This is a genomic window from Pseudomonas sp. MAFF 730105 (genome assembly GCF_055380705.1).
Map to the genome: position 1 here is coordinate 5,692,568 of NZ_AP018438.1, position 23,921 is coordinate 5,716,488.

23 protein-coding genes are annotated in these 23,921 nt (G+C 61.1%); 8 read left to right on the forward strand and 15 right to left on the reverse strand.

Going from position 1 to position 23,921, the window contains the following annotated elements; translation table 11 throughout:
• Window positions 1-114: 114 nt before the first annotated feature.
• The 5 genes from fkpB to murJ all read right to left on the reverse strand — a co-directional run bounded on the left by fkpB (window position 115) and on the right by murJ (window position 6,501).
• Complete coding sequence (gene fkpB / locus PCOSP_RS24935; RefSeq protein ID WP_139649836.1) at window positions 115-552, reverse strand: FKBP-type peptidyl-prolyl cis-trans isomerase; 438 nt, start codon at window positions 550-552, stop codon at window positions 115-117.
• Window positions 545-1,057 (reverse strand): signal peptidase II, encoded by a 513-nt coding sequence (gene lspA, locus PCOSP_RS24940; protein ID WP_139649838.1) that lies wholly within the window; start codon window positions 1,055-1,057, stop codon window positions 545-547. Before lspA ends, fkpB begins: the two co-directional genes overlap by 8 nt.
• Complete coding sequence (gene ileS, locus PCOSP_RS24945) at window positions 1,050-3,881, reverse strand: isoleucine--tRNA ligase (RefSeq protein ID WP_139649840.1); 2,832 nt, start codon at window positions 3,879-3,881, stop codon at window positions 1,050-1,052. The genes lspA and ileS overlap by 8 nt, the downstream gene beginning before the upstream one ends.
• A 13-nt stretch (window positions 3,882-3,894) precedes the next feature.
• Window positions 3,895-4,833, reverse strand: coding sequence for a bifunctional riboflavin kinase/FAD synthetase (gene ribF, locus PCOSP_RS24950; protein WP_175363999.1), 939 nt, complete (start codon window positions 4,831-4,833; stop codon window positions 3,895-3,897).
• Between the two features lie 129 nt (window positions 4,834-4,962).
• Window positions 4,963-6,501 (reverse strand): murein biosynthesis integral membrane protein MurJ, encoded by a 1,539-nt coding sequence (murJ, locus tag PCOSP_RS24955; RefSeq protein WP_139649844.1) that lies wholly within the window; start codon window positions 6,499-6,501, stop codon window positions 4,963-4,965.
• 254 nt (window positions 6,502-6,755) lie between these two features.
• On the opposite strand from murJ, the gene rpsT reads away from it, so the two are divergent.
• Window positions 6,756-7,034, forward strand: coding sequence for a 30S ribosomal protein S20 (rpsT, locus tag PCOSP_RS24960; RefSeq protein WP_020798646.1), 279 nt, complete (start codon window positions 6,756-6,758; stop codon window positions 7,032-7,034).
• A 136-nt stretch (window positions 7,035-7,170) separates the two neighbouring features.
• Here rpsT and PCOSP_RS24965 read toward each other — a convergent pair whose 3' ends face one another.
• The 5 genes from PCOSP_RS24965 to rplU form a co-directional block, all read right to left on the reverse strand.
• A complete protein-coding gene (locus PCOSP_RS24965) occupies window positions 7,171-7,635 on the reverse strand; it encodes a CreA family protein (RefSeq protein WP_139649846.1) in 465 nt (154 codons plus the stop codon).
• Window positions 7,636-7,644: 9 nt separating this feature from the next.
• Window positions 7,645-8,763, reverse strand: coding sequence for a glutamate 5-kinase (gene proB, locus PCOSP_RS24970; protein ID WP_139649882.1), 1,119 nt, complete (start codon window positions 8,761-8,763; stop codon window positions 7,645-7,647).
• A 306-nt stretch (window positions 8,764-9,069) separates the two neighbouring features.
• Window positions 9,070-10,293, reverse strand: coding sequence for an Obg family GTPase CgtA (gene cgtA / locus PCOSP_RS24975; protein ID WP_024780771.1), 1,224 nt, complete (start codon window positions 10,291-10,293; stop codon window positions 9,070-9,072).
• Window positions 10,294-10,483: 190 nt separating this feature from the next.
• On the reverse strand, window positions 10,484-10,741 hold the full coding sequence (rpmA, locus tag PCOSP_RS24980; protein WP_003176049.1) for a 50S ribosomal protein L27: 258 nt from the start codon (window positions 10,739-10,741) through the stop codon (window positions 10,484-10,486).
• 35 nt (window positions 10,742-10,776) lie between these two features.
• The gene (rplU, locus tag PCOSP_RS24985) at window positions 10,777-11,091 is read right to left on the reverse strand and encodes a 50S ribosomal protein L21 (RefSeq protein WP_007950961.1); all 315 of its coding nucleotides are present in this window, start codon (window positions 11,089-11,091) and stop codon (window positions 10,777-10,779) included.
• A gap of 239 nt (window positions 11,092-11,330) precedes the next feature.
• On the opposite strand from rplU, the gene PCOSP_RS24990 reads away from it, so the two are divergent.
• The 3 genes from PCOSP_RS24990 to PCOSP_RS25000 all read left to right on the forward strand — a co-directional run bounded on the left by PCOSP_RS24990 (window position 11,331) and on the right by PCOSP_RS25000 (window position 13,327).
• Entirely contained in the window at window positions 11,331-12,299 is a 969-nt protein-coding gene (locus PCOSP_RS24990) for a polyprenyl synthetase family protein (protein WP_139649848.1), read from the forward strand.
• Between the two features lie 225 nt (window positions 12,300-12,524).
• Window positions 12,525-12,866 carry a zinc ribbon domain-containing protein YjdM gene (locus PCOSP_RS24995; protein WP_139649853.1) on the forward strand — a complete coding sequence of 114 codons (342 nt, stop codon included), beginning with the start codon at window positions 12,525-12,527 and terminating at the stop codon, window positions 12,864-12,866.
• 203 nt (window positions 12,867-13,069) lie between these two features.
• On the forward strand, window positions 13,070-13,327 hold the full coding sequence (locus PCOSP_RS25000; protein ID WP_024780768.1) for a PA4570 family protein: 258 nt from the start codon (window positions 13,070-13,072) through the stop codon (window positions 13,325-13,327).
• A gap of 117 nt (window positions 13,328-13,444) precedes the next feature.
• Here the strand turns inward: PCOSP_RS25000 and PCOSP_RS25005 are convergent, their stop codons facing one another.
• The 4 genes from PCOSP_RS25005 to PCOSP_RS25020 form a co-directional block, all read right to left on the reverse strand.
• On the reverse strand, window positions 13,445-14,062 hold the full coding sequence (locus PCOSP_RS25005) for an FKBP-type peptidyl-prolyl cis-trans isomerase (RefSeq protein WP_024780767.1): 618 nt from the start codon (window positions 14,060-14,062) through the stop codon (window positions 13,445-13,447).
• Window positions 14,063-14,418: 356 nt separating this feature from the next.
• A complete protein-coding gene (locus PCOSP_RS25010; RefSeq protein ID WP_003185611.1) occupies window positions 14,419-14,907 on the reverse strand; it encodes a TIGR00645 family protein in 489 nt (162 codons plus the stop codon).
• A gap of 123 nt (window positions 14,908-15,030) precedes the next feature.
• Window positions 15,031-15,372, reverse strand: coding sequence for a PA4575 family protein (locus PCOSP_RS25015; RefSeq protein WP_139649855.1), 342 nt, complete (start codon window positions 15,370-15,372; stop codon window positions 15,031-15,033).
• Window positions 15,373-15,685: 313 nt separating this feature from the next.
• Window positions 15,686-18,124, reverse strand: coding sequence for a Lon protease family protein (locus tag PCOSP_RS25020; RefSeq protein ID WP_041022758.1), 2,439 nt, complete (start codon window positions 18,122-18,124; stop codon window positions 15,686-15,688).
• A 294-nt stretch (window positions 18,125-18,418) separates the two neighbouring features.
• Here PCOSP_RS25020 and PCOSP_RS25025 point away from each other — a divergent pair, with 294 nt between their 5' ends.
• The 4 genes from PCOSP_RS25025 to PCOSP_RS25040 all read left to right on the forward strand — a co-directional run bounded on the left by PCOSP_RS25025 (window position 18,419) and on the right by PCOSP_RS25040 (window position 22,049).
• Entirely contained in the window at window positions 18,419-18,907 is a 489-nt protein-coding gene (locus PCOSP_RS25025; protein WP_041022759.1) for a DUF3015 domain-containing protein, read from the forward strand.
• Between the two features lie 90 nt (window positions 18,908-18,997).
• Window positions 18,998-20,851, forward strand: a complete 1,854-nt coding sequence (locus PCOSP_RS25030) for an Lnb N-terminal periplasmic domain-containing protein (protein WP_464709727.1) — start codon at window positions 18,998-19,000, stop codon at window positions 20,849-20,851.
• A gap of 279 nt (window positions 20,852-21,130) precedes the next feature.
• Entirely contained in the window at window positions 21,131-21,487 is a 357-nt protein-coding gene (locus tag PCOSP_RS25035; RefSeq protein ID WP_464709728.1) for a hypothetical protein, read from the forward strand.
• A 70-nt stretch (window positions 21,488-21,557) separates the two neighbouring features.
• Window positions 21,558-22,049, forward strand: coding sequence for a GreA/GreB family elongation factor (locus PCOSP_RS25040; RefSeq protein WP_464709729.1), 492 nt, complete (start codon window positions 21,558-21,560; stop codon window positions 22,047-22,049).
• 174 nt (window positions 22,050-22,223) lie between these two features.
• On the opposite strand, the gene ettA is transcribed toward PCOSP_RS25040, so the two are convergent.
• Window positions 22,224-23,888 carry an energy-dependent translational throttle protein EttA gene (gene ettA, locus PCOSP_RS25045; RefSeq protein ID WP_041022763.1) on the reverse strand — a complete coding sequence of 555 codons (1,665 nt, stop codon included), beginning with the start codon at window positions 23,886-23,888 and terminating at the stop codon, window positions 22,224-22,226.
• Window positions 23,889-23,921: the final 33 nt, after the last annotated feature.

The window sequence follows — 23,921 nt, forward strand, 5'->3', positions numbered from 1 at the left end:
GCGAGCCTGCTCGCGATGCGGTGGATCAGTCACCTCGGTAGCGATAGTGACTCAGCTATCGCGAGCAGGCTCGCTCCCACAGGTAGTGTGAGAGCAGTGATTGCCCGTTAAACCTTAAACCGCCTTGACCTCGAGGATTTCCACTTCGAAATTCAAGGTCTTGCCCGCCAAGGGGTGGTTGAAGTCCACGGTCACCTGGACGTCGTCAAAAGCCTTCACCACACCCGGCAACTCGGTATTGGCCGCATCGTTGAAGATCACCAGCAAGCCCTCGGACAGTTCCATGTCCTGGAACTGCGAGCGTGGCATGGTCTGCACGTTTTGCGGGTTGGGCTGACCAAAGGCGTTTTCCGGTGTCACGACCACGGTGCGCTTGTCGCCTGCCTTGAAACCGAAGATCGCCGCCTCGAAGCCTGGCAACAGGTTACCGTCGCCCACCTTGAACACGGCCGGGGCCTTGTCGAAGGTGCTGTCGACGGTGTCGCCGTTTTCCAGGTGCAAGGCGAAGTGAAGCTTCACTTCGGTGTTTTGAGCGATACGCTGCTCAGTCATGGACGGCTTCTCCGGTTTTCTTGCTCTTGAACATGTCCAGGGCGAGCATGATGGCGCCCACGGTGATGGCGCTGTCAGCGAAGTTGAACGCCGGGAAATACCAGCGGTTCTGCCAATGCACCAGGATGAAATCGATCACGTGGCCCAGGGCAATGCGGTCATAGAGATTGCCCAGCGCGCCGCCGAGCACCAGCGCCAGCGCCACGGCCAGCCAGGTTTCGCCGCGGCCCAGGCGCTTGAGCCAGACCACCAGCACCGCGCTGACCACAACGGCGATCAGGGCGAACAGCCAGCGCTGCCAGCCCGAACCGTCGGCCAGGAAACTGAATGCCGCGCCGGTGTTGTAGGCCAGGGTCCAGCTGAAGTAGTCGGGGATGACTACGATCTGCTGGTACATGGTCAACGAGCCTTCGAAGTAGAACTTGCTGGCCTGGTCGATGACCAGGACCAGCACGCTCAACCAGAGCCAGCCCAGCCGTCCGAAACGACCCGCTGCGTTAGGCATAGTGACGAACCTCACCGGCGCCGCTGATGTTGTCGACACAACGCCCGCAGATTTCCGGATGTTCCGGGTTCACGCCGACGTCTTCGCGGCAGTGCCAGCAACGGGCGCACTTGACGAAGCCCGACTTGACCACCTTGAGCTTCAGCCCGGCCACTTCGGTCACTACGGCATCAGCCGGAGCCTGCACCAACGGCGCGACACTGGCGGTGGAGGTGATCAGCACGAAGCGCAGTTCGTTGCCCAGCTTGGCCAGGTCGCCGCTCAGGGCTTCTTCGGCGTAGAGGGTCACTTCGGCTTGCAGGTTGCCACCGACGGCCTTGGCCGCGCGCTGGATTTCCATTTCCTTGTTGACCGCGGCCTTGACCGCCATGATCCGGTCCCAGTAGGCACGGTCCAGCTCGAAGCCTTGCGGCAATTCGCTCAGGCCTTCGTACCAGGTGTTGAGCATCACCGATTCGTTGCGCTCGCCTGGCAGGTATTCCCACAGCTCGTCGGCGGTGAACGCCAGGATCGGCGCGATCCAGCGCACCAGCGCCTCGCTGATGTGGAACAGCGCGGTCTGGCACGAGCGGCGTGCCTTGCTGTTGGCGCCGGTGGTGTACTGGCGGTCCTTGATGATATCGAGGTAGAAACCACCCAGCTCCTGCACGCAGAAGTTGTGGATCTTCGAGTAGACGTTCCAGAAACGGTATTCACCGTAGTGTTCCTGCAACTCGCGTTGCAGCAGCAGGGTACGGTCCACGGCCCAGCGGTCCAGGGCCAGCATGTCTTCGGCCGGCAGCAGGTCGGTGGCAGGGTCGAAACCGGTCAGGTTCGACAGCAGAAAGCGCGCGGTATTACGGATGCGCCGGTAGGCGTCCGCGCTGCGCTGCAGGATCTGCTCGGAAACCGCCATCTCGCCGGAGTAGTCGGTGGAGGCGACCCACAGGCGCATAATGTCGGCGCCCAGGGTGTCGTTGACCTTCTGCGGCGCGATCACGTTGCCCAGGGACTTGGACATCTTGCGGCCGGCCTCGTCGACGGTGAAACCGTGGGTCAGCAGCTCGCGGTACGGCGCGTGGTTGTCGATGGCGCAACCAGTCAGCAGCGACGAGTGGAACCAGCCGCGGTGCTGGTCCGAACCTTCCAGGTACAGGTCGGCACGCGGGCCGCTCTCATGGCCCATCGGGTGCGAACCGCGCAGCACGTGCCAGTGGGTGGTGCCGGAGTCGAACCAGACGTCCAGGGTGTCGCTGATCTTGTCGTACAGCGGCGCTTCGTCGCCCAACAGCTCGGCGGCATCCATCTTGAACCAGGCTTCGATGCCTTCGACTTCGACGCGCTTGGCAACGGCCTCCATCAGCTCGACGGTGCGTGGGTGCAGCTCGCCGCTTTCCTTGTTCAGGAAGAACGGGATCGGCACGCCCCAGTTGCGCTGGCGGGAGATGCACCAGTCCGGACGGTTGGCGATCATCGAGTGCAGGCGCGCCTGGCCCCAGGCCGGGACGAACTGGGTGTCCTCGATGGCCTTGAGCGAGCGCTGGCGCAGGGTGTCGCCGCTGGTTGGCTGCTTGTCCATGCCGATGAACCACTGCGCGGTGGCGCGGTAGATCAGCGGGGTCTTGTGGCGCCAGCAGTGCATGTAGCTGTGTTCGATGACAGTGGTGTGCAGCAGCGCGCCGACTTCGGTCAGCTTGTCGACGATGGCCGGGTTGGCTTTCCAGATGAACTGGCCGCCAAAGAACTCCAGGGACGGCACGTATACGCCATTGCTCTGGACCGGGTTGAGGATGTCATCGTTGACCATGCCGTATTTCTTGCAGGTCACGAAGTCGTCGACGCCATAGGCTGGCGCGGAGTGAACCACACCCGTGCCTGCGCCCAGCTCCACGTAGTCGGCCAGGTACACCGGCGACAGGCGGTCATAGAACGGGTGACGGAAGTTGATCAGTTCCAGCGCCGAGCCCGGCGCAGTCGCCAGCACCGAGCCTTCGAGGCCGTAACGGGACAGGCAGGATTCGACCAGCTCTTCGGCCAGCACCAGCAGCTTGTCGCCAACATCGACCAGGGCGTAGTTGAACTCCGGGTGGACGTTCAGCGCCTGGTTGGCCGGGATGGTCCACGGGGTGGTGGTCCAGATCACGATGGCGGCCGGCTTGGCCAGCTTGCCCAGGCCGAAAGCGGCGGCGAGCTTGTCTTCATCGGCAATCGGGAACGCCACGTCGATGGTCGACGACTTCTTGTTCTCGTACTCGACTTCCGCCTCGGCCAGGGCCGAACCGCAATCGAAGCACCAGTTCACCGGCTTGAGGCCCTTGAACACGAAGCCACCCTCGACGATTTTCGCCAGGGCCCGGATTTCGCCGGCTTCGTTCTTGAAATCCATGGTCTTGTAGGGGTTGGCGAAGTCACCCAGCACGCCGAGGCGGATGAATTCGGACTTCTGCCCTTCGATCTGCTCGGTGGCGTAGGCACGGCACAGCTCGCGGGTCTTGTCCGCGCCCAGGTTCTTGCCGTGGGTCACTTCCACCTTGTGCTCGATCGGCAGGCCATGGCAGTCCCAGCCCGGTACATACGGCGCGTCAAAACCTGACAGGGTCTTGGAGCGGATGATCATGTCCTTGAGAATCTTGTTCAGCGCGTGACCGATGTGAATGGTGCCGTTGGCGTAGGGAGGACCGTCGTGCAGGACGAACTTCGGACGATCCTTGCCAATTTCGCGCAACTTTCCGTACAGGCCAATGCTGTCCCAACGCTGCAGAATCTGTGGTTCGCGCTGAGGCAGGCCGGCCTTCATAGGGAAGGCGGTGTCCGGAAGGTTTAGCGTGGCTTTATAGTCGGTCATTTAAGGCTCTTCATTAGCGATTGGCGCTGGTTGCGACAAGGGCACGGGCGGCGGCGATATCTGCATGGATCGCCGTCTTGAGCGCCTCCAGGGAGGCAAAACGCTGCTCTTCACGCAGCTTCTGGTGGAAAACCACCGTCAAACGCCGGTCATACAGATCGCCGGCAAAATCCAGAACATGTACTTCGAGATGGGCCTTGCCATCTCCCTGGACCGTGGGGCGTACGCCGATATTGGCGACGCCGGGCCAGGCCTTGCCGTCGATCTCGACACTCACCAGGAACACCCCGGTCAGCGGCACACGACGACGCTTGAGTTGCACGTTGGCGGTCGGCGTACCCAATTGGCGCGCCAGCTTCTGTCCGTGCAGGATCCGCCCGGCAATCCGGTACGGGCGGCCGAGCAAGCGCTCGGCCAATTCGAAGTCGGCAGCGGCCAGGGCATTGCGGACCTGGGTGCTGCTGACACGCAAGCCATCCATCTCGACGGTCTGCGCCGCCTCAACGGTAAAGCCACGGGCGAGGCCGGCCTGCTGCAGGTAGGCGAAATCCCCTGCCCTGTCGCAACCGAAACGGAAATCGTCGCCGACCTCCAGATGCTTCACGTCGAGACCGTCCACCAGGATGGTCTCGACGAATTCAGCGGCGCTGAGCTTGCTCAGGCGCTCGTTGAAAGCCAGGCACAGGACCCGATCGACGCCTTCGGCGGCCAGCAGTTGCAGTTTGTCCCGCAAGCGGGCCAGACGGGCCGGCGCGGTGTCCGGGGCAAAAAACTCCCGGGGTTGCGGCTCGAAGATGACCACGCAACTGGGCAGGCCCAACTCCAGCGCACGCTCGCGCAGCCGCGCCAGGATAGCCTGGTGGCCACGGTGAACACCGTCGAAGTTGCCAATGGTGGCGACACAGCCCCGATGCCGGGGACGCAGGTTGTGGAGGCCTCGAACCAGCTGCATAACGCGCTTCTTGCTCATAAAGTGGCCGATTATAACCACACCCGGCGGCCAACGACAGGCAACACCGTAACCCAAAGTGATCGAACCGACAAAACCACTGCCCGCCCCGCCCTCATCGAGGGCAATCCCTCAGCGCAAGGCCTTGCGATTGAAGTCACGCAGACGGAACCCCATCAGCAGCAACATACCGAAATAGGCCACCACGCCCGCGACGACCAGCACGCCGAGGCGCAGGAAACGCTCGAGCATCTGCCCTTCGCCCCAGGCCGGCATGAAATGCATCGCCCCCAGCAACACCGCCGCCATCACTACCACGGCCACCAGCAGCTTGAGGCCGAACACGCCCCATCCCGGCTGCGCTTGATACATCTTCTGCTTGCGCAGTTGGTAGAACAGCAGCCCGGCGTTGAGGCAGGCGCCAATACTGATCGCCAGGGCCAGGCCGGCGTGAGCCAAGGGGCCGATCAGCAAGAGGTTGAACAATTGCGTCATCACCAGGGTGAAAATGGCGATCTTCACCGGCGTGCGGATGTTCTGCTGGGCATAGAACCCTGGCGCCAGCACCTTGATCAGGATAATCCCCAGCAATCCCACCGAGTAAGCAATCAGGGCCCGCTGGGTCATCAGGGCATCGAACGCCTTGAACTGGCCGTACTGGAACAACGAGACAGTCAGGGGTTCCGCCAGGATCCCCAGGGCCACCGCACATGGCAGCACCAGTACGAAGCACAGGCGCAGGCCCCAGTCGAGAATACGCGAGTACTCCTGGCGGTCCCGGCTGGCATAGGTCTTGGCCAGGGTCGGCAACAGGATCGTGCCCAACGCCACGCCCAGCACGCCGGACGGCAACTCCATCAGACGGTCGGCGTAGTACATCCACGATACCGAGCCGGCCACCAGGAACGAGGCGAAAATGGTGTTGATGATCAGGGAAATCTGGCTCACCGACACCCCGAGGATCGCTGGCAGCATCTGCTTCAGCACCCGCCAGACGCCGCTGTCGCGCAGGTTCAGGCGCGGCAGTACCAGCATGCCGATCTTCTTCAGGTAGGGCAGTTGATACAGCAGTTGCGCCAGGCCGCCCACCAGTACTGCCCAGCCGAGGGCCATCACCGGAGGGTTGAAATACGGCGTCAGGAACACCGCGAACACGATCATGCTGACATTGAGCAGCGTCGGCACGAAGGCCGGCACCGAAAACCGGTTCCAGGTATTGAGGATCGCTCCGGCCAGGGACGACAGGGAAATCAGCAATATATAAGGAAACGTCACCCGCAAAAGATCGGTGGTGAGCTGGTATTTTTCCGGGGTATCGGTAAAGCCTGGCGCCGTGGCCCAGATCACCCAGGGCGCGGCGAGCATGCCAGCCGTCGTGACGAGCGCCAGCACCAGCGTCAGCAAACCGGTGACATAGGCAATGAAGGTGCGGGTCGCCTCATCGCCCTTCTGGCTTTTATATTCCGCCAGGATCGGTACGAAGGCCTGGGAAAACGCCCCTTCGGCGAAGATCCGGCGCAGCAGATTGGGCAGTTTGAAGGCGATGAAGAAGGCGTCGGTGGCCATTCCGGCGCCGAATATCCGTGCGATGAGCGTGTCGCGAACAAATCCCAGGACGCGGGAAAGCATCGTGATAGAGCTGACGGCAGCCAACGATTTGAGCAGATTCATGAAAAGAGTTTCAGCCTGTCGATAAACAGCAGGCGAACAACGCGCCCACTTGTGCGATACTCCGCGCCGCTAAACAGCACAGCGCCAAAGCCCGCGAGTTTACAGGTCACACGCCGGAAAGAAATCACCCGGTGCGTTGTACCTGCCATTCAGCGGAACGCGTCACCCGCCCTTGACAAGACCTCAACTCATCGGCATGATTCGCGGCCTATTTTGTTTGCTATTTCCCAAAAAGTCTTTCGAGGAGCTCGACGGTGGCCAACTCACCTTCCGCCAAAAAACGTGCAAAACAGGCTGAGAAGCGTCGCAGCCACAACGCCAGCCTGCGTTCCATGGTTCGTACCTACATCAAAAACGTAGTTAAGGCCATCGACGCAAAAGACGCTGAAAAAGCTCAAGCTGCTTACGTTCTGGCTGTGCCTGTTATCGACCGTATGGCCGATAAAGGCATCATCCACAAGAACAAGGCTGCTCGTCATAAGAGCCGCCTGAATGGCCACGTAAAGGCCCTGAACGTTGCCGCTGCTGCCTAAGCGACGCGCTCGTTAAAAAACCGACCTCCGGGTCGGTTTTTTATTGCCTGCGATTTTATACACCACAAAAATTTATGTGGGAGTAAGGCTTCTGTGGGGAGCAGAAGCCTCTCCCCCCACAGGGGCTGTGTATCGATTATTGCGCGTGCGCCCACGGCAGGATCGGAATCGCCGTCACCGCATTCTGCGGACTGCCCTCGATCACGCGATCGCTGTAGACCAGGTACACCAGCGTATTGCGCTTCTTGTCGAGGAACCGCACCACCTGCATGGTCTTGAATACCAGCGAGGTGCGCTCACGAAATACTTCCTCGCCATCCTTGAGCTCACCCTTGAAGCTGATCGGCCCCACCTGCCGACAGGCGATGGACGCCTCGGCGCGATCCTCAGCCAGACCCAGACCACCTTTTACGCCACCGGTCTTGGCCCGGGACAGGTAACAAGTCACACCATCCACCTTGGGATCGTCGAACGCCTCGACCACGATCCGGTCGTTCGGCCCGACAAACTTGAATACCGTCGACACCTGGCCAATTTCCTCGGCCGAGACCAGCAGCGGCATCGCCAACAGCAGGCCGATCAATCCTTTTACCAAACCCATGTGATTTCCTTAGACAAGAATCAGGTTGTCGCGGTGAACCAACTCAGGCTCAGCCATGTAACCCAACAGGCCGACGATCGCATCAGACGACTGGCCGATGATTTTCTGTGCTTCCAGCGCGCTGTAGTTAGCCAGGCCACGGGCGATCTCGCGACCGTCAGCCGCCACGCACACCACCATCTCGCCACGCCGAAAGCTGCCCTGGACCAGCTTCACACCCACCGGCAGCAGACTTTTGTTGCCCTGGGACAGCGCCGTCACGGCCCCCGCATCCAGCACCAACGTGCCGCGGGTTTGCAGATGGCCGGCCAGCCATTGCTTGCGCGCCGCCAACATGCCGCGCTCAGGCGAGAGCAACGTACCGATGTGCTCGCCCGCTTTCAGGCGATCCAACACCCGCTCCAGCCGACCACCGATGATGATGGTGTGAGCACCGGAGCGCGCCGCCAGGCGTGCGGCACGCAGCTTGGTTTGCATGCCGCCACGCCCCAGCGCGCCGCCGGTGCCGCCCGCGACCGCGTCCAGGGCCGGATCATCGGCACGGGCTTCGTAGATCAGCTTGGCGTCGGGATTGGTGCGCGGATCGGCGTCGAACATGCCGTCGCGGTCCGTGAGAATCACCAGCAGATCGGCCTCCACCAGGTTCGCCACCAGCGCGGCCAAGGTGTCGTTGTCGCCGAAACGGATCTCATCGGTGACTACGGTATCGTTCTCGTTGATCACCGGGATGACTTTCAGCTCTACCAGCGCGCGCAAGGTACTGCGAGCATTGAGGTAACGCTTGCGGTCGGAAAGGTCATCGTGAGTCAGCAGAATCTGCGCTGTATGACGACCATGCTCGGCGAAGCTGGATTCCCAGGCCTGTACAAGGCCCATCTGGCCAATGGCGGCGGCCGCCTGCAATTCGTGCATCGCGCTGGGTCGCGACGTCCAGCCCAGACGGCTCATGCCGGCCGCCACCGCCCCCGAAGAGACCAGCACCAGCTCGACGCCAGCCTCATGCAAGGCCACCATCTGCTCGACCCACACCGCCATCGCCTTGCGATCCAGGCCCTTGCCATCCGCCGTCAGCAGTGCACTGCCGATCTTCACGACCCAGCGCCGCGCACCCGTCACCTTGCTCCGCATCATCTTCAACCTTTGCCAGCGGACGGCGCGACCCAGCGCCGTCCATGGGATTATTCGTATTTGCGTTTTGCAGACACCAAAACGCCGCTCGAATGAGCGGCGCCCTGGAAACCGGCTGGCAGCGATGATAACACCGCGTCCCGGCAGATGAAGCATCACTGGCGGCACCGACACCGGTCAGCTGGAGACAAATCCATGTGGGAGCGGGCTTGCTCGCGAAAGCAGTGTGCCAGCCAGCATCAATATTGCTGACCGACCGCATTCGCGAGCAAGCCCGCTCCCACAAGAGCCAAGCTCGCCGCGTGATCAGTCGCGAACGTAGATGATCTCCGGACCATCTTCGTCATCCACATCTTCTTCATCCCAGTCATCTTCACCGATGTCATGGACCGACTTCACACCACTGCGACGCAGGGCACGCTGGTCATCCAACGCCTGCAGCTGCGCACGGGCTTCATCTTCGATGCGCTGATCGAGCTCGGCCAGCTCTTCCTTGTAGACCGGGTCATTGGCCAGGCGATCGGCGCGATCTTCCAGGTAGCGCATGATGTCGTGACACAGGCGCTCGGTGCCTTCTTTGGCAATGGCGGAGATCACGTAGACCGGACCTTCCCACTCCAGGCGGTCGACGATTTCCTTGACCCGCTCCTCGTGCTCTTCTTCGAGGATCTGATCGCACTTGTTCAGCACCAGCCAGCGATCACGCTCGGCCAGAGCCGGACTGAACTTGGTCAGCTCGCTGACAATGACTTCGGCAGCATCGGCAGCATTGCTCTCATCCAGCGGCGCCATGTCCACGAGATGCAGCAGCAGACGGGTACGAGACAAGTGCTTGAGGAAGCGAATCCCCAGGCCAGCGCCATCGGAAGCCCCCTCGATCAGCCCCGGAATGTCCGCAACCACGAAACTCTTCCAGCGATCGACACTGACCACGCCCAGGTTCGGCACCAGGGTGGTGAATGGGTAGTCCGCCACTTTCGGCTTGGCGGCCGACACCGAGCGAATGAATGTACTTTTACCGGCGTTCGGCAAGCCCAGCAGGCCCACGTCGGCCAGCACCTTCATCTCCAGCTTCAGGTCACGCTGCTCGCCCGGCTTGCCCGGGGTGGTCTGGCGCGGCGCGCGGTTGGTACTGGACTTGAAGCGGGTGTTGCCCAGGCCGTGCCAACCACCATGAGCCACCAGCAGACGCTGGCCCGGCTTGGTCAGGTCGCCAATGACTTCCTGGGTCGCGGAGTCGATCACCGTGGTACCGACCGGAACGCGCAGGACCAGGTCCTCGCCCTTCTTGCCGGTGCAGTCGGTGCTGCCGCCGTTGGAGCCACGCTCGGCATCGAAGTGCCGGGTGTAACGGTAGTCCACCAGAGTGTTGAGGTTTTCGTCGGCGAGCATGAAGATCGAGCCGCCGTCGCCGCCGTCACCACCGTTCGGACCGCCGTTTTCAATGAACTTTTCCCGACGGAAACTCATGCAACCATTGCCGCCGTCGCCGGCCTTTACTCGAATCGATACTTCATCAACAAACTTCATGACACACGCCTCTCGCCATACGGACGAGTCGAAAAAAACAAGACATAAGACTCTTGCAAAAATGAACGCAGCGACCAGATCAAGCGCCCGATAACAGCGCCGGCAGCCCATACAAACAGCTTTGCAAGAGACTCACCCCACAAACGAAAAAGCCCCGTCGCAAGACAGGGCTTCTCCAGCATTCTCGCGATTAAGCCGCGACAACGCTCACGTAACGGCGGTTGAACGCGCCCTTTACTTCGAACTTGATCACGCCTTCGATTTTAGCGAAGAGGGTGTGATCCTTACCCATGCCTACACCGTAACCGGCGTGGAATTGGGTGCCGCGCTGACGCACGATGATGTTGCCCGGAATGATTTTCTGGCCGCCATACATCTTCACGCCAAGGCGTTTGGCTTCTGAGTCGCGACCGTTACGGGTACTACCACCAGCTTTTTTGTGTGCCATGAGTTCAATTCTCCTAGTGAGGAATTAGGCTGAAATTAAGCCTGAATACCGGTGATTTTGATCTCGGTGTACCACTGGCGGTGGCCCATACGCTTCATGTGGTGCTTACGACGACGGAACTTGATGATGCGGACTTTATCGTGACGACCTTGGGAGATCACTTCAGCCACAACGGTCGCGCCAGCAACAACTGGAGCACCGATATTCACGTCATCGCCATTGGCGACCAACAGAACGCGATCAAAAGTCACGGATTCGCCGGTAGCGACTTCCAGTTTTTCGATCTTCAGGTATTCACCTGGGGCGACCTTGTATTGCTTGCCACCAGTAACGATTACTGCATAAGACATGGTATTTCTCCGATAATCCTGCTCACCCAGCGCTTTAGAAGAAGAGGTATTGGCTGGCATGGCTGCATGGGCTGGAAGGCCCGGATGCAATTGCGTAAGGCAGGTGCTGCCCAGGAAGTTCAGGGTGCGCGATTGTACGCAAGCTGTCCTGGCGATGCAAGTAGCCGTCCATCGTGCCTTGACAGCCCCGGACGTGGGTCCTAGCATGCCGCGCAACCCTTCTGGAGCGCCTGTCGCTGATGCAACCCCAAGCTTTCTACCGCGCAGTGGCGGACGATTTTAGTGCCGTCGACGGCATCATCAAGAAGCAGCTGACTTCCCGAGTGCCGCTGGTGTCGAAAATCGGCGACTACATCACCTCGGCTGGCGGCAAGCGCCTACGACCTTTATTGGTGCTCCTGTGTGGCAAGGCCCTGGGCCGCGAAGGCGACGACCTGCGTCTGCTGGCTGCCACCATCGAATTCCTGCATACCGCCACTTTGCTGCATGACGACGTGGTCGACATGTCCGGCATGCGCCGTGGCCGCTCGACCGCCAATGCCATGTGGGGCAACGCCCCGAGCGTACTGGTGGGCGACTTCCTGTATTCGCGCTCGTTCGAAATGATGGTCGAACTGGGCTCGATGCCGGTGATGAAGATCCTGTCCCAGGCCACTCGCATCATCGCTGAAGGCGAAGTACTGCAGTTGTCCAAGGTGCGTGACGCCAGCACCACCGAGGAAACCTACATGGAGGTCATCCGCGGCAAGACTGCGATGCTCTTCGAAGCCTCGACCCACAGCGCCGCCGCGCTGGCCGGCGCGACCGCCGAGCAGAGCGAAGCGCTGCGCACCTTCGGCGATCACCTGGGCGTGGCCTTCCAGTTGGTGGACGACCTGCTGGACTACAAGGGCGACGCCGAAACCCTGGGCAAGAACGTCGGTGACGACCTCGCCGAGGGCAAGCCGACCTTGCCGCTGATCTACACCATGCGCGAAGGTACGCCAGAACAGGCGGCCCTGGTACGCCAGGCCATCCAGAAAGGCGGGATCGAAGACCTGGAAAGCATTCGCGCAGCGGTCGAAGCCTCCGGCTCGCTGGACTACACCGCGAAACTGGCCCGGGACTATGTCGCCCGCGCAATCAAATGCCTCGATGCCCTGCCGGCCAGCGAATACCGCGATGCCCTGGTGGAATTGAGCGAGTTTGCGGTCGCCCGTACCCATTGATCCAAGGCTTTTGTGGCGAGGGGATTTATCCCCGCTGGGGCGCGAAGCGGCCCCAAGGATGCTTGAGCCGATGGACCAATGACGGTGGGGCATAATTTTTGGGGCTGCTTCGCAGCCCAACGGGGATAAATCCCCTCGCCACAATGCCTTCGCAGCACCACCCGCCTCGCCAAAAACCCTATATAATGTGCGCCCTTTTGCCCTCCTGATACCCAAGGAACCTTAGTGAGCACGTTGCCACCCTGCCCGAAATGCAATTCCGAATACACTTACGAAGACGGTACCCAACTGGTCTGCCCGGAGTGTGCCCACGAATGGTCTGCCAGCGGCGAAGTCGAAGCGGCGTCCGATGACACCGTGAAGAAAGACTCGGTCGGCAACGTCCTGCAGGACGGCGACACCATTACCGTGATCAAGGACCTCAAGGTCAAGGGCACGTCGCTGGTGGTCAAGGTGGGCACCAAGGTCAAGAACATCCGCCTGTGCGACGGCGATCATGACATCGACTGCAAGATCGATGGCATCGGCCCGATGAAACTCAAATCCGAGTTTGTCAGAAAAGTCTGAGCCTTCTGTATACCATCCCACGCCTCGCGTGGGATGGTGCCTCGCCCTCCCCGCCTCAGCCCCGCTCTGCACATGCCAGCCAAACGCCAGTCGCCGTGAGCTGCGACAACCCATCGTCAGAAAACAAACCGGAATACAAATAGAGCCTTGCTATTTCGATAATAAGAATTATTCTCATCAAACCCATCAAGGAGATGAGAACCATGACTTATTTGATCGATGCCTGGCTGGACCGCCCACATCCCTACCTCAGGATCCTGCATCGGGAAACCGGGGAAGTCTGTGCGGTGCTTGAAGAAGAAGCCTTGAGCGAACTACAGGATCAGGGAGATCTGGACATCAACAGCCTGAACTCCAGCGAACCGCTGGTGCTCAAGGAGCTGGTGCGAAACCTGTTCCTGTTCTGCTATGCCCGGGCATTGCGCCCGACGAGTGATTTCAATGGCAAGTTTCACGGATGAGCACACAAGCCCTGTGGGAGCGAGCCCGCTCGCGATGACGGCGTGTCAGTCAACATTAACTCGACTGACTGACCGCCATCGCGAGCAAACCCGCTCCCACAAAGGCCTGCTATTGCCTTACAGAACGTCCAGCAGTTCGACGTCGAACACCAGAACGCTGTGCGGCGGAATGCTGCCAACGCCCTGGGCGCCGTAAGCCAGTTCGCTCGGCACGTACAGGCGCCATTTGCTGCCGGCATTCATCAGTTGCAGCGCCTCGGTCCAGCCTGGGATCACGCCGCCCACCGGGAATTCGGCTGGCTGGCCACGATCGTAGGAGCTGTCGAACACAGTGCCATCGATCAGGGTGCCGTGGTAGTGGGTACGCACCTGGTCTTCACGGGTCGGCTTGGCGCCTTCACCCTGGGTCAGCACTTCGAATTGCAGGCCCGAAGCCAGGGTGGTGATGCCGTCGCGCTTGGCATTTTCAGCCAGGAACGCACGACCTTCGCCCGCAGCGGCTTCGGCTTTGGCGGCCGCTTCGGCCTGCATGATTTCGCGGATGACCTTGAAGCTGGCGGACATTTCTTCCTGGCCCACACGGCTTGGCTTGCCGGCGAAGGCGTCGGTCAGGCCGGCCAGGATCGCATCCAGGCTGACGCCCGGTGGCGGGTTGTCGCGCAACTGGTCGCCCAGTTGACGGCCAATGCCGTAGCTGACGCGGGTTTCGTCGGTGGACAGGTTAACTTCGGACATGCTGCTGCTCCGCTGTGCGGACGGCTCGGGAATGGCCGTGCGTGACACAGCGCCTCCCGGAGCGCCCGGAACCAAAAGGGCGAGCAGACTAGCACAGATGCCATGACGGATGACGAGCGCCCACGTCAAAGTGACTCGCCGGAAACGACAACGCCCGTCTGCCTCTCGACAGACGGGCGCTGTGCCAATGGGGGTCTAGTGGCCTGTGTGGCTAATTCGTTTACTCAACTTCGGCGCCAGGACTTGCCAGGCTGCGTTGCCATTCCTTGCCGTAGCGGGGCTACGACTCGTCATGGCGCCTTGCCTGGCAAGCCCTGGCACTCGAATTTGAGTACTCGAATTAGCCGTACAGGCCACTAGTGCTTGGTCAGCTTGTCCAGGTAACCCATGGCGAACGCCGACACCACGAAGGTCATGTGGATGATCACGTACCACTTCAGGTGTTCGGGATCGACGTTCTTGGCGTCCATGAAAATGCGCAGCAGGTGGATGGAGGAAATGGCCACGATGGAGGCGGCGACTTTCATCTTCAGGGATGAAGAGTCCATGGTGCCCAGCCAGTTGAGCTTTTCCTTGTCGGAATCGATGTCCAGTTGCGAGACGAAGTTCTCGTAGCCGGAAATCATCACCATCACCAACAGGCCGCCCACCAGCGCCATGTCGATCAGCGACAGCAGCACCAGGATCAGGTCGGACTCGGCCATGGAAAACACGTTGGGGATGACGTGAAAGACTTCCTGGAAGAATTTCAACGCCAGGGCCAACAGTCCCAGGGACAGCCCGAAGTAGATCGGCGCCAGCAGCCAACGGGAGGCGTACATTGCATTTTCGATAAAGCGTTCCATTGAATCTCACACCAGGGACAGAAAATGGCGGCGAGTATATCAGCCACGACGGGCCCCACAAACGCCAGGGCCGTCCCTGGCCGCTGTCTCTGGTGTCAGGTTCCGAGTGCCGGAATCCGCTCCTCAATGGGGCGGACGGAATTCGAAGCCGCCGGCACTGCGGCAACGACCGCCATTGATCTCGCGTAGCTGGGCTTGCATGTGCAGGCACCAGATCTGTGGGTCGTTGGCCAGCTCATAACCATGCAAGGTCAGCGCCTGGACGATGGTGTCGAGGATGGATTCGGCGGCATTCGGGCCGGGAAACGGGCCTTGGGCCTTGAGGGCGGAAGGTTGTTCACCGGCCATTCCGGCGGCGAACAACAGGGTCCACATGCCGGTATCTCCCGCCAGCGGACGAATGGCGCATTCGATACGCGTGACAAGACCCAGGCATTGACGGGTGAGGCAAAGGTTGCGCGACATGGCGGCGCCCCTCAGTGATACGGTATTCAGCCCCGGGGGAGGCTGTTTCGATCCGATGATGACTCTCGTTATCCTTGAACTGAGGATAGAAGAAAAGTTCCGCTTGCAAGCCAAGCGAGACCAGAAGGCGCCGAATGGTCATAGTGTGAATATTGACGCCAAGAGCGTGGCATTTTCCACAAGAAATGACCGCAAAACCTATTGTGGGAGCGGGTTTGCTCGCGAAGACGGAATACCAGTCGACATGACCGTGACTGACATACCGCCTTCGCGAGCAAGCCCGCTCCCACATGGATCGCCTATTCGATGAGCATCAAGCCGGCTTGGTCTCCGCCAAGGCTTCTTGCGCCAGTTCCTTTTCCGCCTCCTTGATGTCGTCTTCGCTGATCATCTCGGCGATCACCCTCAGCCGCTCCACCACGCGGGCGTTGACGCTGCCCTCCGGGAACTCGCCGTTCTCATCCGGCTCACCCGCGGGCTCACCCACCAGCAGGCTCAGGGCCTCGTCGGCCTGGCGCACGGCATACACATGGAACTGCCCCGCCCGGACGGCGGCCAGCACCTTCTCATCGAGCATCAGGGTAGCGACGTTGGCCTGGGGAATGATTGCCCCCTGCTCGCCGGTCAGCCCACGGGCTTCACAGAGACGGAAGAAGCCTTCGATCTTCTCGTTGACCCCACCCACCGCCTGCACTTCCCCGAACTGGTTGATCGAGCCGGTGATAGCGAAGCACTGCTTCAACGGTGTCTTCGACAACGCGGAAATCAGCGTGCAAGCCTCGCCCAGGGAGGCGCTGTCGCCGTCGACATACCCGTAGGACTGCTCCAGGGCGATACTGGCCGAAATCGCCAACGGGAATTCCTGGGCGTAGCGGCTGCCCAGGTAACCGGTCAGGATCATCACGCCCTTGGAGTGAATCGGCTGGCCGAGGTTGACCTCACGCTCGATGTCGACGATACCGCTGCCGCCCGGGTACACCGTGGCGGAGATCCGCGCCGGCACACCGAACGCCGAGTCGCCCACCTCCAGCACCGTCAACCCGTTGCATTTGCCGACGGCCGCACCGTCGGTGTCGATCAGGATGATCCCCGCCAGCATGTCGTCGAGGATCCGCGCCGAAACCCGCCCGGTGCGGGTGGCCTTGGCCTTGAGGGCGCGCTCGATGTGGCCGGCGTCGGTCATCTCGTCACCGGCCAGTTGACGGATGAAATCCGCCTCGCTGACCAGTTGGAACAGATCGCCGATACGGGCCGACAAGCGTCCCTGGTGTTCGGCCAGGCGGGCACTGTAGGTGGCCAGGCGCGCCACCGCATCGGCGGTCAGCGGCGCCATGCCTTCTTCCGAGGTGCGGGTCTTGAGCAACTGGGCGAACTGCTCCAGGCTTTCGTCGCCCATCGGGATGTCTTCGTCGAAGTCCACCAGCACGCGAAACATTTCCTGGAAGTCCGAATCCAGGTCCTGCAAGGCGTAGTAGAGCTGGCGAGCGCCGATGATCACGACCTTGACCTGCAACGGGATGTGCTGCGGCGTGAGGGTCACCGTGGCCAACCGGCCCAGCTCGCCCAGGGGTGACTCCATTTTCAGCTTGCGCGATTGCAGGGCACGCTTGAGCGCGTCCCACACGAACGGCTCGCCGAGCATTTTTTCCGCTTCGAGGATCAGGAAGCCACCGTTGGCCCGATGCAAGGCACCGGGACGCAGCTGCCGATACGTGGTGTAGAGCGCGCCTTGGTCGGTGCTGTACTCGATGCGCCCGAACAGGTTGTCGTAGGTCGGGTGCGGTTCGAACACCACCGGTGCGCCGCCGCTCGCCGGATGCCCCACTACCAGGCTCGGCGCATATTGCTCCTCCAGCATTTTGCGAGCGATGGCGTCGGTCTTGCTGTCGTCCACCAGTTGCTCGACCACCGTGCGGAGCAGGTTGACCTGCATCGCCTGCAGGTAACCACAGACTGCCGCGTTCTCCGCGTATTTTTCCGACAGCGGCGCCAACAGGGGTTGCAGCGCCAGGGTGATGGTTTCTTCGTTGAGCTGGCGCAACTGGTTGCTGGATTCACGCTTCCATTGCGGCAGGCTGGCGAGTTCTTCGTTCAGACGCTCTTCCAGGCCGGAGATGTCTTCATGGAAACGCTCGCGCTCGGACTCAGGCAACTGGGCGAATTCCGCTTCATCCAGGGCCTTGCCGTCGCTCATCGGGGTGAAAGCGATATTGCTGCTGTCACGGTACAGCGCGACATCCTTCTCCAGGGCCAGGCGCTCGATGACATCCAGGGCGCGGTCGTAGCGCTGGTTGAATGCCCGGTCGATGGCGCTTTTTTTCTGTTGGTAGGACGGGTGCTCGAAGACCGCCGGAAAGGTCGACAGCAGGTTGTCGATCAGGCCGTTGATGTCGCTGATGAACGCACCGGCGGTGCCCGAAGGCAGCTCCAGGGCCCGGGGTTCGCGAGGCTCATCGAAGTTGTTGACGTAGACCCAGTCCGCCGGCGTCTGCAGGCGCTTGCCTTCGGCCTTGAGATAGCGTTTTACGAATGAAAACCGGCCGGTGCCGGGTTCGCCCATGACAAATACGTTGTAACCGGGGCGTGGCATGGCCACGCCGAACTGCAATGCTTCGACCGCACGCTCCTGGCCAAGCACACCGCGAAAGGGCTCCAGATCATTGGTGGTAGAGAAGCTGAACTGTTCAGCGGAAAACGGACGGGTCAGCGCTTCGGGCGCTAGACGCAAGCTGGCAGCAACAGGATCAGGCATCGGGCTTCCTTACATCAGGCGGGGCAGATAACGGCATTCTGGCGCCGCCCGTACCTGACTGGCAAGGAGCGCCTCAGGTCAAAGCATAGTCAACCGGCCAGGCCCTCACCGAAGTCGAGCCCCGTAACCTCATGACTTGCAGGATAGTTTTTGCAAAATGTCACGGAACCCTCGGATCGTGCCTAAACTCCAAACTGCGCGGCTGGAACAATAACCGGCCCACTGGCACGAGTGGTTGAGGCCACGAAGGCGCCAGACCCTGTCCATTGGTATGCACATAAAGAGAACATAGCTATGAAACGGATTCTTCTCGGTACTCTCTTCACCGCTGTATCCCTCAACGCCATGGCTCAGGCGCCGGGCGGGCCGGATTGCGGCTGGGGCAACATGCTGTTCGAAGGTCAGCGTGGCACCCCGGCTCACTTCCTCGCTTCCACCACCAACGGCACCTCCGGCAACGCCACCTTTGGTATGACCTCCGGCACCAACGGCTGCTCGACCAACGCGGCACTGACCTACGGCGGCAAGTCCTGGCTGTCCATGAATGGAATGATGAACGAGCTGTCCGAAGACATGGCCAAGGGTCAGGGCGAAGCGCTGACCACCTATGCCGTGGTACTGGGTGTGGCGCCAGAAGATCGCGCCCACTTCTCCGCTGTCACCCACGAGCACTTCCAGCAGATCTTCAGCAAGGCTGACGTGACCGCAGAAGACGTGCATACCAATACCCTGGCCGTGCTGAAAAACGATCCTCGCCTGGCCAAGTACGCCACTCAAGCTTAAGCTCGACTCCACTCGCTCCCTTCGGGGAGCGGGTTTTCTTTTTTTGGGGCCCCATCCGGTCTTTATTTTTCGACTTCCAAGTAGCCGACTATGCTCAAACGCCTTGCCTGGCTGGCGCTCTGTGTGTGCGCCCCATTGTCCGCCGCACCTCATGTCGACCCTCAACGTTTGCAGCAATTGGCCAATGACCGCTTCTGGATTTCCCTGGGCCACTACGAAACCGCCAAGCTCGGTGGCTGGCGCAGCTATGTCAGCGACAAGAAATTCTTCCTCGCACCCGACGGCAACGAACATCCCGATCATGAACTGACCGCCACGCTGCAGGCCCTTTACGGCCCGGCCAGCGCCGGCCAGCAACATGCCCAGTGCGTGTACCCGGCGCGCACGCGCTGGCTCAAGGCACAGCTCAACCTGACCGATCTGCCGGTGGTCGACTGCAGCGAGTTCAGCCAATGGTTCAAGGACGTCTCCCCCCACAGCGCGGTGATGATTTTCCCGGCCGCCTACCTGAACAGCCCGTCGTCGATGTTCGGCCATACCCTGTTGCGCATCGACCAGGCCGACGTGGAACGGGACAAGACCGCCCTGCTGAGCTACGCGATCAATTTCGGCGCCTACATCGAAGGGTCGGACAACAGCATCATCTACGCCTGGAAAGGTTTGATGGGTGGCTATCCCGGCCTGTTCGCCCTGGTGCCCTACCAGGAGAAACTGTCCGAGTACCGTAGCCTGGAGAACCGCGACCTGTGGGAGTACCGCCTCAACCTGAGCCCGGAGGAAACCGAGCGCATGGTCGAGCACGTCTGGGAACTCAAGCAGATCCAGTTCGACTATTTTTTCTTCGATGAAAACTGCTCATACCGCCTGCTCGAACTGCTGCAAGTGGCCCGTCCAAGCCTGCGCCTGACCGAACAGTTCCCGCTGACGGCGATCCCCACCGACACCGTCAAGGCCGTGAAGGAAGCCGGGTTGGTGGAGAGTGTCGAATATCGGCCGTCCCGCGAGCGAGAGCTGCTCAGCCGCGCCGAGCCGCTCACCGATGATGAACAACAATGGGTGCTGAAGGTCAGCGCCGACCAAAAGCAATTGCAAGCCCCCGAATTCAAGGCGCTGCCCCGCGAACGCCAGGCATTGATCGTTGATGCGGCCTATCGCCTGGAGCGTTACCGCGCCAACGGCCAGGAGCGCGACCCGCAACGCGCCCAGCGCAGTTTCGAACTGTTGCGGGCGATCAACCAGAACCCTGCCCCGGAGCTCGATATTCCTCAACCGGGCCTGCCCGAGAACGGTCATGAATCGCGCACCTGGCAGGCCGGCCTCGGCACCCGAGGTGACCGGGCGTTCGGCGAATATGGCTTGCGCATGGCTTACCACGACCTCAATGACAATGGCGACAGCTTCCCCCTGGGGGCGCAGATTGAAATCCTGCAATTGAAGCTGCGCCAGTACGAAGGCAACGACTGGCAGGTGCAGCGCCTGGACCTGGCGACCATCCGCTCCCTGACGCCACGCAATGAGTTGCTGCAACCGCTGTCCTGGCAGGTCACCGGGGGCCTGGAACGGGTGCCGGGCAAGCACGACGATGAAACCCTGGTCAGCCACGTCAATGGTGGTGCCGGCGGCACCTGGGCCCTAGGCGAGGATGTGCTGGGGTTTGCCCTGGGCACGGTGCGGGTGGAACACAACAACGACTTCGCCCAATTCATCGCCCCGGCCACCGGGTTCAACAGCGGCGTGTTGTGGAAAAACCCGCTGGGCAATCTGAGCCTGGAGGCCAAGGGGGACTATTTCTTCAACGGCGAGGTGCGCCGCAGCCTGAGCCTGAATCAACAGTGGGAACTGTCCCGCAACCTCGGCCTGCGCCTGAGCGCCCAGCGGGAATTCAGCCACCTGGCCTCGCCGGAGAACGAGGTGATGCTGGAGGTGAAGTGGTATCACTATTGATCAGGCAAGGCCCAATGCCAGTCAATTAATCACAATACTTGTGGGAGCCGAGCTTGCTCGCGATGAGGGCGCGTCAATCGCCAACGATGCTGACGGGTCCACCGCTATCGCGAGAAAACTCGGCTCCCACAGGTGGTACGGCGCCTGGTCTTTATGGATTGGCATCCGATTAAACCCACCGGCAACATAACGAACAGATTAATCACAGCGGTTTCACATCGACCTGACGAATCCGCTTCTAGACTTCCTGTATATGGGCATGCGGCAGGAAGGCAGGAAATGAGGCGCGCGGTAGCGGTACTGGCAGTATTGATGTTGCTTGGCGGCTGTGAGACCACCCATGAGGACCTGATCGCCCGAGGTTATCCGCCGGCGTTCGCCGACGGCTTCGATGACGGCTGCAGCAGTGGCCGGCAAGCCGCCGGCGCGATCACCGGCCAGTTCCGCAAAGACGTCCCGCGCTACCTCAAGGATCCTCGCTACGCCGAAGGCTGGAGCGACGGCTTCCGACAATGCCAGGCCATGCGGGAAAGTGAAGACCGTGACACCTACCGCGACCGTCACTGGGATGAACGCGAGCGCGCCTGGCAACAGGAAAAGGACCGCGACGCCGCCCGGGCCTATCGTTCGCAGTGAGTCGCGCATAGATATCCGTCGAAACCAAAAGCCTGCGACCATGGCCCAAACTCCAAGAGAGGAGAACAGCATGAGTCGTGCCTTCGTCAACGAAGACAGCGCCGCGGCCCAGGCCGATCAACCGGTCGAACGCCAGGTCAGCGCGCAACCCAACTACGTCACGCCCGCCGGGTTCGCCCAACTGCAGGCCCGGGTTGCCGAGCTACAGACGCTGCACAGCCAACAGGCAGCCCGCAAAGACCTGGCGGACAAACAGCGCCTCGCGGACCTGGAACGGGATCTGCGCTATTTCAATCAACGCCTGCAAAGCGCACAAGTCATTACGACAACCTCAACGGATCAGGTGCGGATCGGACACTGGGTGACCTTTGTCGACGAGCATGACCATGAGCAGCGCGTGCAACTGGTGGGCGAAGACCAGGCCGATGCGGCCACAGGGCTGATCAATTGGGGCTCGCCGCTGGGGCGGGCGTTGCTGGGGAGCAAGGTTGGGGATGAAGTGGTCTGGAAGCGGCCGATGGGGGATATGGCGATTGAGGTGGTGGCGATAGAGCCGGGGTGATTCTGCTGGCCTTATCGCCAGCCAGCACACAATGGGTGCCCTGCCAAGAAACCACTGTGGGAGCGAGCCCTGCTCGCGATCGCGGTGGGTCAGGCAACATGAATGTTGATTGAACCGACGCTATCGCGAGCAGGGCTCGCTCCCACAGGTTTTGTGGCTTACCGGCTGATGGAATCAGGCCAGCTTCTTGTGCCGTACCCGATGTGGCTGGGCAGCGGCTTCGCCGAGGCGCTTCTTGCGATCGGCTTCGTACTCGGTGTAGTTGCCCTCGAAGAACACCGCTTGGGAGTCGTCTTCATACGCCAGGATGTGGGTTGCCACGCGGTCGAGGAACCACCGATCGTGGGAGATCACAATGGCGGCGCCCGGGAAGTCCAGCAAGGCTTCTTCCAGGGAACGCAGGGTTTCGACGTCGAGGTCGTTGGACGGTTCGTCGAGCAGCAGGACGTTGCCACCCTCCTTCAAGGTCAACGCCAGGTGCAGACGACCGCGCTCACCACCGGACAGGTCCTTGACGAACTTCTGTTGGTCGCCGCCCTTGAAGTTGAAGCGGCCCACGTAGGTGCGCGACGGGATTTCGTAGTTGCCGATGCGGATCTGGTCGGAACCGTCGGAGATCTGCTGGAACACCGTCTTGCTGCCGTCCAGGTCTTCGCGGCTCTGGTCGACGCAAGCGAGCTGCACGGTTTCGCCGACTTCGATGGTGCCCGAGTCCGGTGTTTCCTTGCCCATCAGCATGCGGAACAACGTGGATTTACCCGCGCCGTTACCACCGATCACACCGACGATGGCGCCTTTGGGCATGGAGAACGACAGGTTGTCGATCAACACGCGATCGCCGTAGCCCTTGGTGACGTTCTTGAATTCGATGACCTTGTCACCCAGGCGCGGACCGGCCGGGATGTAGATCTCGTTGGTTTCGCTGCGCTTCTGGAATTCCTGGGACTGCATTTCCTCGAAGCGTTGCAGACGAGCCTTGGATTTGGACTGGCGGGCTTTGGCGCCTTTGCGCACCCACTCCAGTTCTTCCTTCATGGCCTTTTCATGGGCCGACTGCTGCTTGGATTCCTGGGCCAGACGATCGGACTTGGCTTCCAGCCAGCCCGAATAGTTGCCCTCGTACGGAATGCCCGCGCCGCGGTCGAGTTCCAGGATCCAGCCGGCGACGTTGTCCAGGAAGTAACGGTCGTGGGTAATCGCCACCACGGTGCCCGGGAAGTCGTGCAGGAAGTGTTCGAGCCAGGCGACGGAGTCGGCGTCCAGGTGGTTGGTCGGTTCGTCGAGCAGCAGCATGTCCGGGGCGGACAGCAACAGGCGGCACAGGGCCACACGGCGCTTTTCACCGCCGGACAGGTGTTCGACCTTCGCTTCCCAGGCCGGCAGGCGCAGGGCATCGGCGGCGACTTCCAGCTGGCGCTCCAGGTTATGGCCATCGCTGGCCTGCAGAATCGCTTCGAGCTTGGCCTGTTCGGCGGCCAGCTTGTCGAAGTCGGCATCCGGGTCAGCGTAGGCGGCATAGACCTCGTCCAGGCGCGCCTGAGCGTCCTTGATCACGCTGACCGCTTCCTCGACCACTTCACGCACGGTCTTGGTCGGGTCCAGCTGAGGTTCCTGAGGCAGGTAGCCGATGTTCAGGTCCGGCATCGGACGGGCTTCGCCGTCGAATTCGGTATCGACGCCAGCCATGATCTTCAGCAGCGTGGACTTACCCGAACCGTTGAGGCCCAGCACGCCGATCTTGGCGCCGGGGAAGAATGAGAGCGAAATATTTTTCAGGATTTCCCGCTTCGGCGGAACAACTTTGCTCAGCCGATGCATGGTGAAGACGTATTGAGCCATGGTGAACCTAGCGTCTGTGACAGGTGAAAAGAA